At 48.1% G+C, this 15,042-nt stretch carries 12 protein-coding genes; 3 read left to right on the forward strand and 9 right to left on the reverse strand.

Going from position 1 to position 15,042, the window contains the following annotated elements; translation table 11 throughout:
• Nucleotides 1–122: 122 nt before the first annotated feature.
• The 3 genes from AB1L17_RS03665 to AB1L17_RS03675 form a co-directional block, all read right to left on the reverse strand.
• On the reverse strand, nucleotides 123–2,198 hold the full coding sequence (locus AB1L17_RS03665; RefSeq protein ID WP_412847442.1) for an acyltransferase family protein: 2,076 nt from the start codon (nucleotides 2,196–2,198) through the stop codon (nucleotides 123–125).
• Between the two features lie 630 nt (nucleotides 2,199–2,828).
• Nucleotides 2,829–3,386, reverse strand: a complete 558-nt coding sequence (locus tag AB1L17_RS03670; RefSeq protein ID WP_412847443.1) for a DUF1697 domain-containing protein — start codon at nucleotides 3,384–3,386, stop codon at nucleotides 2,829–2,831.
• Nucleotides 3,387–3,500: 114 nt separating this feature from the next.
• On the reverse strand, nucleotides 3,501–3,701 hold the full coding sequence (locus AB1L17_RS03675; RefSeq protein ID WP_412847444.1) for a hypothetical protein: 201 nt from the start codon (nucleotides 3,699–3,701) through the stop codon (nucleotides 3,501–3,503).
• A gap of 190 nt (nucleotides 3,702–3,891) precedes the next feature.
• On the opposite strand from AB1L17_RS03675, the gene AB1L17_RS03680 reads away from it, so the two are divergent.
• Nucleotides 3,892–5,526: a multicopper oxidase family protein gene (locus AB1L17_RS03680; protein WP_412847445.1), complete on the forward strand. Its 1,635-nt coding sequence runs from the start codon at nucleotides 3,892–3,894 to the stop codon at nucleotides 5,524–5,526.
• Between the two features lie 58 nt (nucleotides 5,527–5,584).
• Here AB1L17_RS03680 and AB1L17_RS03685 read toward each other — a convergent pair whose 3' ends face one another.
• Nucleotides 5,585–7,549 (reverse strand): ATP-dependent DNA helicase, encoded by a 1,965-nt coding sequence (locus AB1L17_RS03685; RefSeq protein WP_412847446.1) that lies wholly within the window; start codon nucleotides 7,547–7,549, stop codon nucleotides 5,585–5,587.
• Nucleotides 7,550–7,716: 167 nt separating this feature from the next.
• On the opposite strand from AB1L17_RS03685, the gene AB1L17_RS03690 reads away from it, so the two are divergent.
• Nucleotides 7,717–8,076, forward strand: coding sequence for a Lin0512 family protein (locus AB1L17_RS03690; protein WP_412847447.1), 360 nt, complete (start codon nucleotides 7,717–7,719; stop codon nucleotides 8,074–8,076).
• Here AB1L17_RS03690 and AB1L17_RS03695 read toward each other — a convergent pair.
• Together AB1L17_RS03695 and pepF are read right to left on the reverse strand one after the other, a co-directional pair.
• A complete protein-coding gene (locus AB1L17_RS03695; RefSeq protein ID WP_412847448.1) occupies nucleotides 8,073–8,402 on the reverse strand; it encodes an MGMT family protein in 330 nt (109 codons plus the stop codon). The genes AB1L17_RS03690 and AB1L17_RS03695 overlap by 4 nt on opposite strands.
• A gap of 94 nt (nucleotides 8,403–8,496) precedes the next feature.
• Nucleotides 8,497–10,296 carry an oligoendopeptidase F gene (pepF, locus tag AB1L17_RS03700; RefSeq protein ID WP_412847449.1) on the reverse strand — a complete coding sequence of 600 codons (1,800 nt, stop codon included), beginning with the start codon at nucleotides 10,294–10,296 and terminating at the stop codon, nucleotides 8,497–8,499.
• Nucleotides 10,297–10,544: 248 nt separating this feature from the next.
• On the opposite strand from pepF, the gene AB1L17_RS03705 reads away from it, so the two are divergent.
• A complete protein-coding gene (locus AB1L17_RS03705; RefSeq protein ID WP_412847450.1) occupies nucleotides 10,545–11,771 on the forward strand; it encodes an aminopeptidase in 1,227 nt (408 codons plus the stop codon).
• 107 nt (nucleotides 11,772–11,878) lie between these two features.
• Here AB1L17_RS03705 and cdaS read toward each other — a convergent pair whose 3' ends face one another.
• From cdaS to AB1L17_RS03720, 3 genes are all read right to left on the reverse strand, one after another.
• Nucleotides 11,879–12,493 (reverse strand): sporulation-specific diadenylate cyclase CdaS, encoded by a 615-nt coding sequence (gene cdaS, locus AB1L17_RS03710; RefSeq protein ID WP_412847451.1) that lies wholly within the window; start codon nucleotides 12,491–12,493, stop codon nucleotides 11,879–11,881.
• A gap of 259 nt (nucleotides 12,494–12,752) precedes the next feature.
• Entirely contained in the window at nucleotides 12,753–13,514 is a 762-nt protein-coding gene (locus AB1L17_RS03715; protein WP_412847452.1) for a LamB/YcsF family protein, read from the reverse strand.
• 4 nt (nucleotides 13,515–13,518) lie between these two features.
• Nucleotides 13,519–14,526 carry a 5-oxoprolinase subunit C family protein gene (locus tag AB1L17_RS03720; RefSeq protein WP_412847453.1) on the reverse strand — a complete coding sequence of 336 codons (1,008 nt, stop codon included), beginning with the start codon at nucleotides 14,524–14,526 and terminating at the stop codon, nucleotides 13,519–13,521.
• Nucleotides 14,527–15,042 lie beyond the last annotated feature (516 nt).

Raw genomic sequence — 15,042 nt, forward strand, 5'->3', positions numbered from 1 at the left:
CAGGAGAGTGCGAAAAAAGTCCATGAGCTGATCTGCTATACTGCGATGGAAATTATGTCTGTTTGTACATTCCCCTTCATGCAAAAAGACCAGTGAACGTTAGCATTCACTGGTCTTCCCTCTTATTGGATCATTTCTTCCACTGGGGTTTCTTCTGTTGCCTCCAAGGCGCCTTCCATCTGCCCTGCCTCTTCTGGAGTCGGCTCAATTGTTTTCTCTTCGACTTTTTCTTCCGGCTTCTTCTCAGGCTTTGTTGGCGCGATGGCACTCGCCACCAGCGCTGCATATTTTTGCGAGCCTTCCTTATTCGGGTGGACGCCGTCTTTGTAAAAGTAAGAGCTTTGCCCCTCACTCGCCGCATACCAATCCACAAGAACGACATGCGGATGGGCAGCAGCAGCCTCGGCCAGCATCTTATTCACGACGCTCTCCCACGGTTTGGGTACGCGGGAATTGACGAGAATGATTTGCTCCACGCCATCCAGCGATTGCAGCAGCTTGTCGAGATGACCTTTACTAAATGCGCCGTTCGAGCCTAATTCAATCACGACACGGTTACCCAATTGTCCTTTTGCCCTCAGCTGCGCAATAACATCAGGGGCTTGAGACATTTGCCTTCCGATTTTGGCATCTACGACGATCCCTGGCAACAGCTTCTCCAGGTAGGGAGCCACGTCGATCATGACAGAGTCACCAATCACAGTGATTCCTTTTCCGGAGCCAATTGCTTTTATCGGTTCTTGATTTGGGTCAGGCTGTTTGGAAGCATTCGAATCTTTCTGCTTCTCTGCGGTCTTCGGCTTCTGTGTATGGTTATTTGGCTTTTGCTCATTTTTCGGCTTTGCTGGTGGAGTAGCTGGTTTTTGAACCGTTTCCGGTTTCTTCTCTACGATTGGCACCTCAGGACCATGGGGTTTGTCAGGGACCTTTGTCTCTGTGACAGTCTGCGTTGGCTGCGGCTGTGTCACATTTCCAGCGGTCGCATCTGATGTGAGCGAAGCGATCCCATAATACGTGACACAAAGAGCAATCGCGCAACCAGTTGCCAATACTCGGTTTAACCGTTTTGTTTTCTGCCCAGCCTTATTGGAACGATGCCAGATTCTGCCTAATGCACCGTAGCGAATAGGCTCTTCGAGATATTTCCATGACAACGATGCCAGCAAAATACTTGCCATTAGCTGCAAAAGCGCTCCAGGTACCGCCATCCATTCCCATTCCGCTATAAGCGGATTCGTCCAAACGATCACAGGGTAATGCCACAAATAAATACCGTACGATCGCACGCCAATCCAACGCAAAGGCTTGCAGCCCATCCATTTTGCCAGGAGACTGGCTGGGTGTGCGAGTACCGCGACGAGTACCGCACTTACAACAGACAAGAGCACGAGTCCACCCTCGTACAAATAGTCATCGTACTGATTCGTTTTCCAAATGCTATACAAAAGAATACCTAAGCTAAGTAGACCACTTAAATCAAGCGTGATCCGAGCCTGCCGTGAAATGTCCGTAGAAAGCAAGCGACTCGGCCACATCATGGCGAGTGCCGCACCAATCAGCAAACCGAACACCCGCGTGTCCGTTCCGTAATACACACGACTCGGATCAAGACCTGGCTCATACAAAACGGCCATGGAGATCGCGGATAAGGCAGCCAAAGCCAATGTGATGATCATGATAGGTCCTCTGCGCTTCAGGAAACGGAGTCCCAGAGCGAGTACCAACGGCCAAATCAAGTAAAACTGTTCTTCAACGGCCAATGACCACAGATGTCCTAGTGGTGAAGGCGGACCAAATTTTTCGAAATACGATACGTCATGAAAGACTAGCCACCAGTTGCTCACGTATAGAACAGCAGCCCCTACATCACCGCGGATGGTGTCCATTTGCGCTGGTGCAAATATGGCTACACCTGCTACGACTACAAACAGCATGAGGAATAGCGCGGGCAGCAATCTTCTGGCGCGACGCAACCAAAAATCTTTCATGTCGAGTCTGCCATTACGACCCCACTCGGCAATTAATAAATCTGTAATCAAATATCCCGATAAAACGAAAAATATACCGACACCCAACAACCCACCGGGTGCCCATTCGTAATTCAAGTGATAAATAATGACTGCGAGTACCGCCAGCGCACGAAGCCCGTCGATCCCAGCCATATATCGGCTGCTGGAGGATTTGATCGGTTCAGGCATGCTGGTGGCCTCCTCTCGTTGCATATTGGCGAGTGTATTCTTCCTTTTTCTTATTTAAGATTACTTTTCCAATCGTCCTTCTTGTTTTTTTATTGTGACTCTTCATGCTCGCCATGCAAAACATCTGCATTCTCCCCTTTTAGTTCCGTTCTGTTTTCATCATTTGTTGTTGGGGGCAGTCATTACACATCGGGAAATGCGTGCTCTATGAATGCAAAAACCCCTGTTTTTGGTGGTGCGAAAACGGGGTTTGGTCTCGTTCATTATCTTTATGGAAAATGAATTCTTCCAATCATCGTTGCCCGTATTCAGGATGTGTGAACTACTCACTGTCGTGTTGTTTTTGGTTTCTTTTTTCTTATATATGCATCACACCTTCCAAATATTGGATGGTTATACAAGGAAATTACCCGGTCCTTGTCTTCTGTTTCCTTTCTGCTTAAAAGCGGTTTGTAACCTGATTATATGACGGCTTCGGGGGATAACACGTTACAAACTGTTTACATTCTGACAATGATTTTTTCCCGGTAAAAATGCGAATAAAAAGAAGCTGCGGGAATTGTTACCCATCAGCTTCACGAATGTTAAATCATCTCAGACCACCACTGTCAGATGCAAAATGCAACGTGTTTACTTATCGCAAATTGAGTTGCTACCTTGCATAAGCTCATATATTTTGCGAGTTGTATTGACATTTCTGATTGTCATTTGCTGATAAACCTTTGAGCCAATAAGTTTCTGCATGCCGCTCTTTGTTGCATGATTTCTGTCAACTGACCAGAGTATTGCTCCGTTCACGTATTTCACCTTATCAATGTCAGGCTTGATCACCAGCTTATCAAGTACGGATTCATCATTTACTTCATCCCATAAAAACATGACTTCGCTTCTCATCTGCTCGTCGTTGATCCATGACTCTGGGAGTGCGTTCATGACCTTCTTTATTTCATCTCGACTAAGAACCAAAACCTTAATAGATAATCCAAAGCTTGTATGTATAGCCTCTTCAAGTATGAATGGAAGTTTATCTTTTGAATGGGAATCGTTCGTAAAAATAATGTTGCCCGAATTGATATAGGTCACGACAGCGTTCATACCTACTCGCTCAAAAGCTTGTTTTAGCAGCTTCATGTCTACTTTGTTTTTTCCGCCAACATTGATCCCCCGAAGCAGAGCGACATATACCATGGTTATTCCCCCTGTCACTATCATTTTCGCTAATAGGATACAGAAACACAAGTCAAAAAAAAGAATCCCCATCGATTACCAGAAGCGACGAGGATTTCCCTTGATAGTTATCATTTAGATGTGATGCGTAAACAAATAATTCAAGAAAAAGCCACCACTAACAACAGCGATCAACATGAATACGATGCCACTTCTCACCCGTTCGGAGAGCAATCGCATAAATCCAAGACAGAAAAAAGCACCTGTTACCAAAAAATAAGCGACTCCAACCCAAAAAACATTCCAAGGCAAGCTCGCAAAATCTACGTTACCCAAACGTGAACACCATCCCTGTCCGATTCTACTGATTACATGTATGTATGATACTCCATTATACCATTTGTCCACTCTGACTTCCTTTCTTTGCACAATGCGTAACAGAAGTGTCATACTTCCCGTCTTCATGTTTTCTACACAATCGTTTGTTACGCTTTTTCCAACAGCTCTAAAGGAGGAAAAAGTGCATATGAACAAACGGAAAATACCCACATGGGCCTATCCCCTGGTTCTAGGAGGCGTGCTGCTACTGTCCGCATGCTCAACTGATAATACGTCGACGATGGATCATAATGGACACAACATGAATCCTTCTACCGAAACAGCACCAGCACCACAGCAGCAAACACAACCGCAGCAGATGACAGCCTCAAGCGATTCGTCGATGGAGGTACTCACAGGCACTACCTTTACCCTCACTGCAAAAGAAAGTATGCTCCACCTCGACGATAAGACCATGAAAAACGCATGGACGTACAATGGAACCGTCCCGGGACCACAGCTTCGCGTCAAGCAAGGTGATACCATCAGCGTGACACTGAAAAACGAACTGCCTGAACCAGTAACCATTCACTGGCACGGCCTGCCCGTCCCGAACAACATGGATGGAATCCCTGGCGTTACCCAAAATGCCGTCAAACCAAAAGAAAGCTTCACGTACAAATTCAAGGTGGACGTTCCCGGCACTTACTGGTACCACTCGCATCAAAACAGTGCCAAGCAAGTAGACAAAGGCTTGTACGGTTCACTCGTGGTGGAACCAACTACACCAGAACCAGCTGACAAAGACTTTACCCTCGTGCTGGACGAATGGATGCAAGACGACAGCATGGCAGAAATGCACGGAAGTGGCATGAGCCACGGAATGCCAGCATCTTCATCAAATAGTTCTTCATCTGGTGGTCACAGCATGGCTGGTATGGCTGGTATGGAGATGCCTATGAGTGATGCAGAGATGATGCCGCTCATGTACACCATCTTCTCCGTGAACGGAAAAACAGGTCCGGCGATCCAGCCGCTGTCTGTCAAGGAAGGTGAAAAAGTAAGAATTCGCCTGGTTAATGCAGGATATTTGAACCACAAGCTGAACCTGCAAGGCCATGAATTTAAGATCGTGGCAACAGACGGACAACCCATTAATAATCCACCCCTCGTAGGAGGTCAGCTCCTTAACATCGGGCCAGGAGAACGATACGATCTCGAATTTGTAGCAAACAATCCAGGCAAATGGTTACTAGAGGAGCGCAGTACTAATCCTGGAGCCAAGTCTCTCGCTGTGCCAATCGTCTACGAAGGCTCAGAATCAAAAACAGCAAAATCAGAAGCTGGCGACATGCCAACGATAGATATCACCAAATACGGTGAGGCAGCAAAAAGCAACTTTACTCTGGATCAAAAGTACGACATCACGTATCAAATGGATTTGAACACGGAAACGGCAGATGGGAAAATGGCCTTTACCATCAACGGAAAAACGTTCCCGGATGTCCCTCCACTTAACGTGAAAAAAGGCAATCTGGTCAAAGTCACGATGGTGAACAAATCACCGAAGGATATCCACCCGATGCACTTACACGGACATTTCTTCCAGGTTTTGAGTAAAAACGGCCAGCCGATCTCCGGCTCCCCTCTCGTCAAGGATACCTTGAATATTTTGCCAGGTGAATCTTACGTGGTAGCCTTCGAGGCTGACAATCCAGGAGATTGGATGTTCCACTGCCACGATTTGGGCCATGCTGCGCAAGGGATGGTATCCGAGGTCAAATATGAAGGCTTCAAGCCAGATTTCGTCGTCGACCCTACGGTTGGCAACATGCCGGAATAAAGAGATTCATAAAAGCACACCAAAAAAGCAGGAAGCCACGAAGGCTCCTGCTTTTTTATTACGCCAACACGCCGTCCAGAGACGTTTTCCACTCTACACCATCAGGAAAAACCTCTCGTACTTGCTGTCTCAGCTTTTCATTTTGGCTCAATTCTGGGCTCAAAATCGAAACCAAGCCGCTATCCTCTCTCGAACGGATTAAGCGCCCGATCCCTTGTCGCAGTCTCAGCAGCATATAAGGCATGTCAACCTCGTCGAAAGGATTCGCTGCACTTTTTCGCTTGGCTGTGAACACCGGATCGTTCGGAGGGAATGGCAGTGACCAAATGATCACATTAGACAGCGAAGGCCCCGGAACATCTAGCCCCTCCCATAGACTCACTGCACACAGGCTGCTTTTCTCGTCGTTTTGGAACTGAGAGATCAGGTGACTGATTTCTGCATCACCTTCATACAAGAATCGCAGATGCGTACAGGCTGGGTCGTTTTTGATCGCCGCTTTAAATTGCTGTAGCTCCTCCATGGAGGAGAACAGCAGGAGCGCACTACCGGCTGATTTTTGCAGCAATTGACTAGCCTGCTTCATTTTTTCCGCAAATGAATCTGTTGAAGGTAGTACCGGGACATATACTTCCATTTGCTTCTCGTATTCGTAAGGAGACGCCACCGAGAAAGACAGGTACTTCTCAATGCCCAAGCTGTCTGCCACATACTTGAACGAGCCTTCTACAGATAGAGTCGCCGACGAAAAGACAATCGGCATCTTTTGCGAGAATACGCGCTCTTCCAGTACTTCTTGTACCTTTTTCGGCATAACGACCAAGGTAGGTCCTGTGATCTCTTCACTCATCCAGGAAATGACGTGATCCGGGTCTTGGAAAAGCCCAAGTGCCAGCTGCATCATTTCCAGATGCTCTTCGACTATTCGCAGCTGGAACTCGTCCAACGTATATAGACCGCCCTCTAGCGCCAGCTCTTCTTCAATCCAGCTGACGAGACTCGTAAAACGGTGAATCGTCGCAATCAGTTCTGGATGAAATTGAATTTCTTTGCGGTTCGAGCCCATCACAGCCTTGCTCTCCTCGTTCAATCGAGAGAACATTTCTTCGCTCTGCGCAATCGCTTCTTCAATGGCAATGGCCAGCTCTTCCCTGATCTCACCTTTTAATACACGCGTAATCGTTTCTTCGAACACAGAGTGATTCAGTTTATACGTCAATGCTTTTTGTGCTGCAGGCTCCAGCAGATGACCCTCATCAAAAATGACGGAGCTATGCGGCGGAAGCAATGGGAGCTGTCCCCCGCGCTTTCTGATCTCATAGGTCCATACATGCTCCATATAAAAATCATGGGAGCAAATAATCAAATCCGCTGACTGGCGGTAATGATTTCTGGAGAGGGTCTGTCCACAGCGGTGCTGTCTGTCGCATACAAAGCAATCCTGGAACGTATCCCAGTTCATCTGCGCCCACTCTTGATCATCCAGGTGAGGATACGTGCTGCGATCGCCGTATGGATAAAACGACTGTAGCGCCTCATGTGTATGAACAAACGAAGGCAGCTCTTGATAAAGATGTTGAAAAGCTTCACCTGTCTCAGGCTGGAATCTCGCTTCGTCCAGCTTGCGCAAACAGAGATATTGGTCCGGAGATTTTCCCAGTCTCGCGTCAATCGTCAGGTTGAGATGGCGGGCAAGCTTGGCAATATCGCCTTCCGGTTTCACTAGCTGCTCAATCAGCGACTCATTCGCACAGGCGATAATAGCTGGCTTTCTTGTATATCGTGCATAGCAGATGGCGTACAGCAGGTAGGCAAGTGTTTTCCCCGTGCCCACTCCCGCCTCGGCAAAAATCGTTTGTTTTTCTATAAAAGCCCGTTCGAGCTGAAATGCCATGTAGATTTGCTCATCACGCACCTCGAATCCGGCCTCAGGTAATACTTCATAAAAAACGTCCGCTACCCAATCGCTCACCTGAGAGATGAATGGTTGGGACGGATCGTAGGCAAAAGGATAACGTTCCAATTGTGACCTGCCTCCAATAATGAAAAGAATCGTCAAGCATAGATGCCAACATGTTATGATGACATGTCTGGACGATAAACACAATACGGATCGGGGAAAAAACAATCCGAATTCGTGGTAAGATAAGGATGGTAGAAAAGTAGAATGAAACAGGAGTGAAAACACCAATGGAAAAAGTAATGTTCATTGAAATAGGAATGGGAATCGACATGCATGGACAAAACGTCACGAAAGCAGCAGTCCGTGCTGTTCAAAACGCCATTCACCATAATTCAATGCCTGGTCTGCGCTCTGTCCTCCCAGGAAACGATATCCATAACATGAAAGTAAATGTGAGACTTGCCGTTCCAGCGGACAAGGACAAGCTCGATTTGGAAACCGTGCGTACAGCACTGCCTTATGGCGAAGTCTCTTTTGAAATCGTCGATGGCGGCATGCTGACGAGCAGTGGCGTCGTGATCGCCGAAAAAGAAGACAAGAACGACCTCGCCTATATTGTCATTGCTTCGGTAGAGGTAGGTTACTAGAATACCGGTTCGTCAAATGGCTGCGGGTGATATTGGTATCGTTCCAGATTAATCTCCCCAGTTGCTGACACCACTACCCCTTCACTTTCCAAAGCCATTTTTTGTATCGTGAACGAATCAAAATCCTGCAATCCGATTTTTCCTTGGGCGTTGATGACCCGATGCCAAGGGAGCTTGTGCTTTTTGGACATGGAATGAAGGATGCGCACGATTTGTCTAGCGGCTCTCGGACTACCGGTAAACGCAGCGATTTGCCCGTACGTCATGACATGACCCGCTGGAATCCCGGCTATGATTTTGATTGCGCGCTGCGTGAATTCGGTCATGATGGCTTCCCCTTCTTCGTTAATTGAATCTACTGCGATAGAAAAAGGCTTGTGACGATCAAAGCGATCACAAGCCTTTTCTCATTCTATCAGGTTAAAACAGTCGTTCCAGCTCGTCAACCAGACTGCCAACGTATGCAACAGCATCGCGGATCGGCTGCGGTTCGGACATGTCCACACCGGCTTTCTTCATCAGCTCTAGCGGCGTCAGTGTCCCTCCTGCTTTGAGTACCTCCATCCAACGCTCAACAGCTGGCTTGCCCTCTTGCTTGATGCTCGCTGCCATTGCAGTAGAAGCGGTCAAGCCGGCTGCGTACGTGTACGGATACAGCCCCATGTAATAGTGCGGCTGGCGCATCCACGTGAGACTCGCTGCTGCGTCCAGATCTACAGCATCGCCCCAGAAGTCCGCTAGCACTTGCCCTTTCCATTCTGAGAGCTGCTTGGCCGTCAAAGGTATGTCTTGCTGTGCAGCTTCGTACACTTTTCGTTGCATTCTCGCTTCCAATAGATGCGTGACGAAGTTGTGGTAATACGTGTTCATCAATTGCAAAATGACCCAGCGCTTCAGACGATGATCGTCGGATTGCTCCACGATGTGCTGCGCGAGCAAAAGCTCGTTGAGCGTGGAGGGTGCTTCGATGAAGTACAGCGATGGACGAGAGTTCGTAAAGCTCTGCTCCCTGGTCGCTAGCATAAAATGTCCGCAATGCCCCAGCTCATGAGCCAGTGTAAAGGCACTGCGCATATTACCCGACCATGTAATCAGAATGTAGGAATGCTTGCTGTATGTCGTCGAGCAGAAAGCCCCTGTCGATTTGCCCACATTGTCTACATAGTCGATCCAACGTTCATTCAGCGCTTTTTCCATGATCGCCGTATATTCGGGTCCCATCACTTGCAGGGAAGCCAGTATCTTTTGCCCCGCTTCTTCAATCGTAATAGGCGGACTGAATTCCGGGTCAAGCGGCGCCTTCAAATCACAAAAGGTCAGCTTCGCAAGGCCGAGCTCTCTTGCTTTGAGCTTCGCGTAGCGCCGCATGTGTGGAGCAAGCTCATTCCCGATAATATCGAGGATGTTGTGGTACATGTCCAGTGTCACTTGCTGCGGCTTTAGCAGCATGTCCGTTACGGTTTCATAGCCACGCAGACGGGACATGACTGTTTGTCTTTTTACCTCTGTCGCGTATACCGCCGCGAACGAGTTTTGGTAAGAAGCAAGCGTCTTCGAGAATGATTCGTACGAAGCACGTCGGAGCGTCGTATCAGACGACATTTCATAATCAGTCTCGAACAGCGCGAAGGATACAGGACGCTCATTGCCTGCACCATCCTTGACTGCGGCAAATGACATGTCGGACAGCTTTCCACGTGCGTAAATATTGTACGGCGCAGCGAAAACCTCGCCCATTGCAGCAAACGCTTCTTCAGTCTCAGCCGACAATCGGTACGGCTTCGTTTCAAGCAAATCATTCAAGCTTTTACGGAAAGTCTCAAGCCCCGGTTCTTCCTCCAGAAAGCTCTCCATTTTCCCATCAGGCAAGGCCAATATCTCGGAAGGTATGAAAGAAAGCGCAGCGTTCAATTGGGATACGACATCCCCTACCCGTGCAGAATTCGCCTGGTTTTGTGGATTCGTCCCGTCTTCAGACGATCGCAGTCTGGCATACGTTGCTACGATATTCGCCCGAACATTGATTGCCTCGTTTGCCTCCAAACATGCTAGCAACGTCTCGCCACTTGTATGCAGCTGACCTTTGAACGCAGTGACGACAGGCAGATGCTGTACAATTTCTGCTAATTCTTGTTCCCACGCTTCCTGACTCTCAAATAGATCGTTCAGGTTCCACGTATACTCGACAGCGACTTGATCACGAGTCTGTCTTGTCTTCACGCTAACTGCCTCCTTTAATTCGACCGATAAAATGATTTCTATGTAGTAAAATTTGATTCTCATTCGAATTTTCCTTCAATTAACAAAAATAAACAAGTGCGCAACTGGCTCGAAATTGGCCGTAATCTGTCTTTTTCTGCGCTTTCCTAGGAAATTCTTTTCAATGAACTAGCAGGTAATTCTAAGTGGGAAGGTTAAATAAATAGAGTACAAGCATGCCTTTTGTTTTAAAAAAGGAGGAAATAGTCATGTCTTTTGAAACCTTGTTTGACCGTTATGCTGACCTCGCTGTGAAAGTCGGCGTAAACGTACAGCCTATGCAAACGTTAGTCGTATCAGCCCCACTATCCGCCGCGCCTTTTGTGAGAAAGGTAGCCAAAAAAGCATACGAGGCGGGCGCCAAACACGTACATATCGATTGGACAGACGATGAACTCACGCGGATGAAATATGATTTGGCTCCTGATGAGGCATTTGGTGAATATCCACAGTGGAAGGTACAAGGCTTAGAGGAAATGGCGGAAAACGGCGCTGCGTTTCTCTACATTTCTGCGGCGAATCCCGATTTGCTAAAGGGTGTGAGTCTTGACCGTATTTCTACTGCCAACAAAACTGCGGGCCAAGCTCTCCATAAATTCCGCAGCTATACCATGTCCGATAAGGTGAGCTGGTGCGTACTTGCCGTTCCTTCACCTGCATGGGCCGCTATGGTCTTCCCTCATCTGCCAAAAGAAGAACAGGAGCCTGCCCTGTGGGATGCGATTTTCCGTGCCACCCGCGCAGATATGGATGATCCGGTCCAAGCTTGGCATGACCATCACGCGACACTAAACAGCAAGGTGGATCAACTCAACGCCAAGCAGTACCGCTACCTTCATTACGAGGCTCCAGGTACTAACCTGACAATTGAGCTGCCTGCCAATCACATCTGGATTGGCGGCGGTAGCGTGAATAAAGATGGTGCCTCCTTCATGGCCAACATGCCGACAGAAGAAGTGTTTACGGCACCGTTAAAAGAAGGCGTCAACGGGACGGTTCGCAGCACCAAGCCGTTGAGCTATCACGGGAATCTGATTGAGAACTTTACCCTGACCTTTGAAAAAGGAAGAATTGTGTCTGCTTCCGCTGAAAAGGGAGAAGAGTCTCTGAAGCAATTGATCGAAACAGATGAAGGCTCGCATTATTTAGGTGAGGTTGCGCTAGTTCCTCATCTATCCCCGATCTCCCAATCGGATATCATTTTCTATAACACGCTCTTTGATGAGAATGCTTCCAACCATTTGGCGATCGGTAACGCTTATAGTGTGAATATTACTGGTGGCGCAGACATGAGCAATGAGGAGCTGGCTAGCCACGGTATCAATATCAGCCTCACGCACGTCGATTTCATGATCGGCTCCGCTGAGATGAACATCGATGGCGAAACAGCTGACGGCACTCGCGAACCACTTTTCCGCAACGGGAATTGGGCGTGAATTTTTTAATCTAAATGAGACATAGGTAGAGGCTGGATTTCTGTCACCTTCCTGACGAATCCAGCCTCTTTCTTTTCCCGGTTGAAACAGCATCTCAGCTCGCTTTTTTATGAGGGCGAAATAATCGGATACAAATGTCCTTGCATGGCGAAGGACGCTTTCCCTGTTTCCTCGGAAACGACTACGATCAACGCGTCGCTTTTTTCACTCAAGCCCAAAGCAGCGCGATGTCTGGTTCCCAGCTTCTTTTCCCCCACCACTACCTGCGATAAAGGCAGCACATTGGCCGCAGAAATGATAAGATTTTCCCGCATCAGAACTGCCCCATCATGCAAAGGACTTCCTGGATAAAAGATCGACTCTAGCAAGGAGTGGCTCATCGTCGCCCCGATTGGAATGCCCGCTTGCAACAGTGAATCAAGTGGGTCCTCGCGTTCAACAACAATCAATGCACCCTGCCGCCTTCTGGATAAGTGCTGTACAGCCTTGGACAAATCCAAATATTTTTCTGTATACGGAGAGAGATAGCATTGCAAATAAAACGAGGCTGCCACGGTTTCAAGTCGGCTAAACTTCGTGCGTATATGATCAAACGTCCCGAGCAGGCAGTCGTTTTCATTTTTTAATGCGTGTATACTCTCATCGAGTGTAACTGAAATTCCTCTTAACTCTTGCAATAATTCAGCCTTTAGCGATGACGTATCACAGTTAACTTCCAACATATGAACCCCTCGATTTCGATTTCTCTTCACACCTCGTTCTTTGTTAGATTGTTCCCCTCCCTATAGGAAATCATTCTATTTCCTAGATGATAATTCCACTCTAAACCGGACATAGTAAAACACAAATGATCAATAACTTATGGAGCGAAACCGACATGATAAGGAAAAAGAGAGGGATTGCTCTATACAACTCCGCCGATTCCAAAACAGAAGAAGCCCGATAGCTATCTATCGGGCAGATCGTGTGGCCACCTATATGCTACTGTCTTCGTGAAGCTATCGTAATACCAGCTCCTGCCAAAGCCTGATGAATGCTCTGCGCGAACTCCAACGCATGTGCGCTGTCTCCATGAATACAAATCGTATCGGCCTGAATCGGGATATCTACACCTTGTTCAGTCCGGACGAGGCCCTCTGTCACCATACGAATCACTTGCTGGAGTGATTGCTGTTGATCTGTAATCATGGCATTGGGCTGACTGCGCGGAGTCAGCGTACCATCCTGCTGATACGTGCGGTCAGCAAAAACTTCGTGCGCAGTAACCAGACCGATTTTTTCCCCTGCCCTCGTCAACTCGCTTCCCGCCAATCCATACAAAACCAGCTCCGGATTGACTTTGTAAATAGCGAGAGCGATCGATTCTGCTAGCGCTGGTCGTGAGGCAGCCATATTGTACAAGGCACCATGCGGCTTCACATGCTGCATGACGCCCCCTTCCGCCTGTACGAACGCGTGCAGTGCGCCGATTTGATACACAACAAGATCGTACGCTTCTTCAGGGGAAATCTCCATATTTCGGCGTCCAAAGCCGACCAAATCAGCGAATCCAGGATGGGCACCGATAGCAACACCTGCTTCCAATGCCAATTGCACGGTTTTTCTCATCGTTCCTGGGTCTCCAGCATGGAAGCCACAAGCAACATTCGCCGAGCTGACATAGCGTAGAATCGCCTGGTCATTCCCGATCCGGTATGCACCAAAGCTCTCTCCCATATCACAGTTTAGATCTACACGCTTCATCTTTTTACCTCCACCCCACGGTCAGTTCCATCCCCAGCTTGATATCTTTCAGCATCATTTCCCGTTCATACAGAGCCCTTTGGGCATCATGAAGAGAAATCTCCTGAAAACGCACGGCTTCTCCAGGTCGCAATTGAGCGATCATTGGCAAATCTACACTCGCCACATACCCAATCTTGGGGTATCCCCCGATGGTTTGTCTGTCTGCCATGAGGATAATCGGCTGACCGTCAGGGGGAACCTGAATCGTTCCCGTGGTTACAGCAGCCGAAATCAGCTCTAGTGGAGAAGTGAGTGCAAGAGTCGGCCCCGTCAAACGATACCCCATCCGATCTGATTGAGGTGACACTTGAAAAGGCTGCTCGAAAAAGCTTTGACGGCTTTCTACGGTGAAATCTTCGAACTGATCACCACGAATGACCCGGACCACCGCTTCACGACTTTTTGCAAAAGAGCTTGCAGGAATATACCAGTCCGTACAGGAAAAAGAAGTGTCTGCTGCTTTTTGCTCCAGTTGCTTTGCCAGAAACAGACTGTATGGATTTAGCGGGTTGTGGCTCAGTCTGTCACCTGTTTGCAGCATTCTCCCTGCGAATCCTCCAAATCCCGCGCGAAGATTCGTACTGCGACTCCCCATTACATTCGGCACATCCCATCCTCCTGCAACTGCGAGATAGGTACGACATCCTTGTTTTGCGTGGCTAAACTGCAAAATGCTCCCACTCCTGATCCAGACAGCGCGGTTGGTCAAGACTGGTTTCTTATTAATCGTAGGACTGAAATCACCGCCACAGATAGCGACCAGCATGTCCTTGTGAAACAACAACGTCGGACCTTTTAAGGTCACCTCAAGCACCGCATCATTCCGATGATTTCCCACAAGCATATTCGCCATCTGTGCTGCTACTGTGTCCATCGCACCACTTACGTTAACGCCGTGTCGCTGATATCCATACCTGCCCAGATCTTGTACGGTTGTACATAGCCCTGGCGAAACGACCTCTATACTCATAGGGACACCTTCTTTCCAGCCTCATATTCCTCCCACTATAAAGTAATGTTTTCTCCTGTTTTCTCGCTCATTCTCTGTTTTTTAACTTTGACATCTTAAAGCTCTTGTCGGAAGATTGAAGGAGATACAAATATTTCTGTAAGGGCTGTGGCGGGAATAGAGCCTGCAATCACCAGTTTCCAGACTGTGGATAAAAAGGTATGATCGCACAGTGGATCTCCACATCCGCCCTCGGGGTTTACCCTCCCATGTCACGCTGGGTCTATGCCCTTACATTCCTTCGTTCTACCTCTCAAGGGGTGGAGGCCGATTCTAGCTCCTCGACTGGGTCGTTGCCCTTATGGATTATAATTCTTCGGCTTCTCCGGTGCTTCCGTTGTCATGGTTGTACACATGTGAATAAGCGAGATGACAGGTTTGTTGATAAGCTTTATGCAGCACTTTGTTGTAGCTGGGCTTGTCGAATCGGCCCCAATACTTCGTTTGCGTTATACTCTTTCTGCTTTGTCCCCAGTG

This window comes from Brevibacillus jepli (assembly GCF_047229145.1).
Classification (GTDB): domain Bacteria; phylum Bacillota; class Bacilli; order Brevibacillales; family Brevibacillaceae; genus Brevibacillus.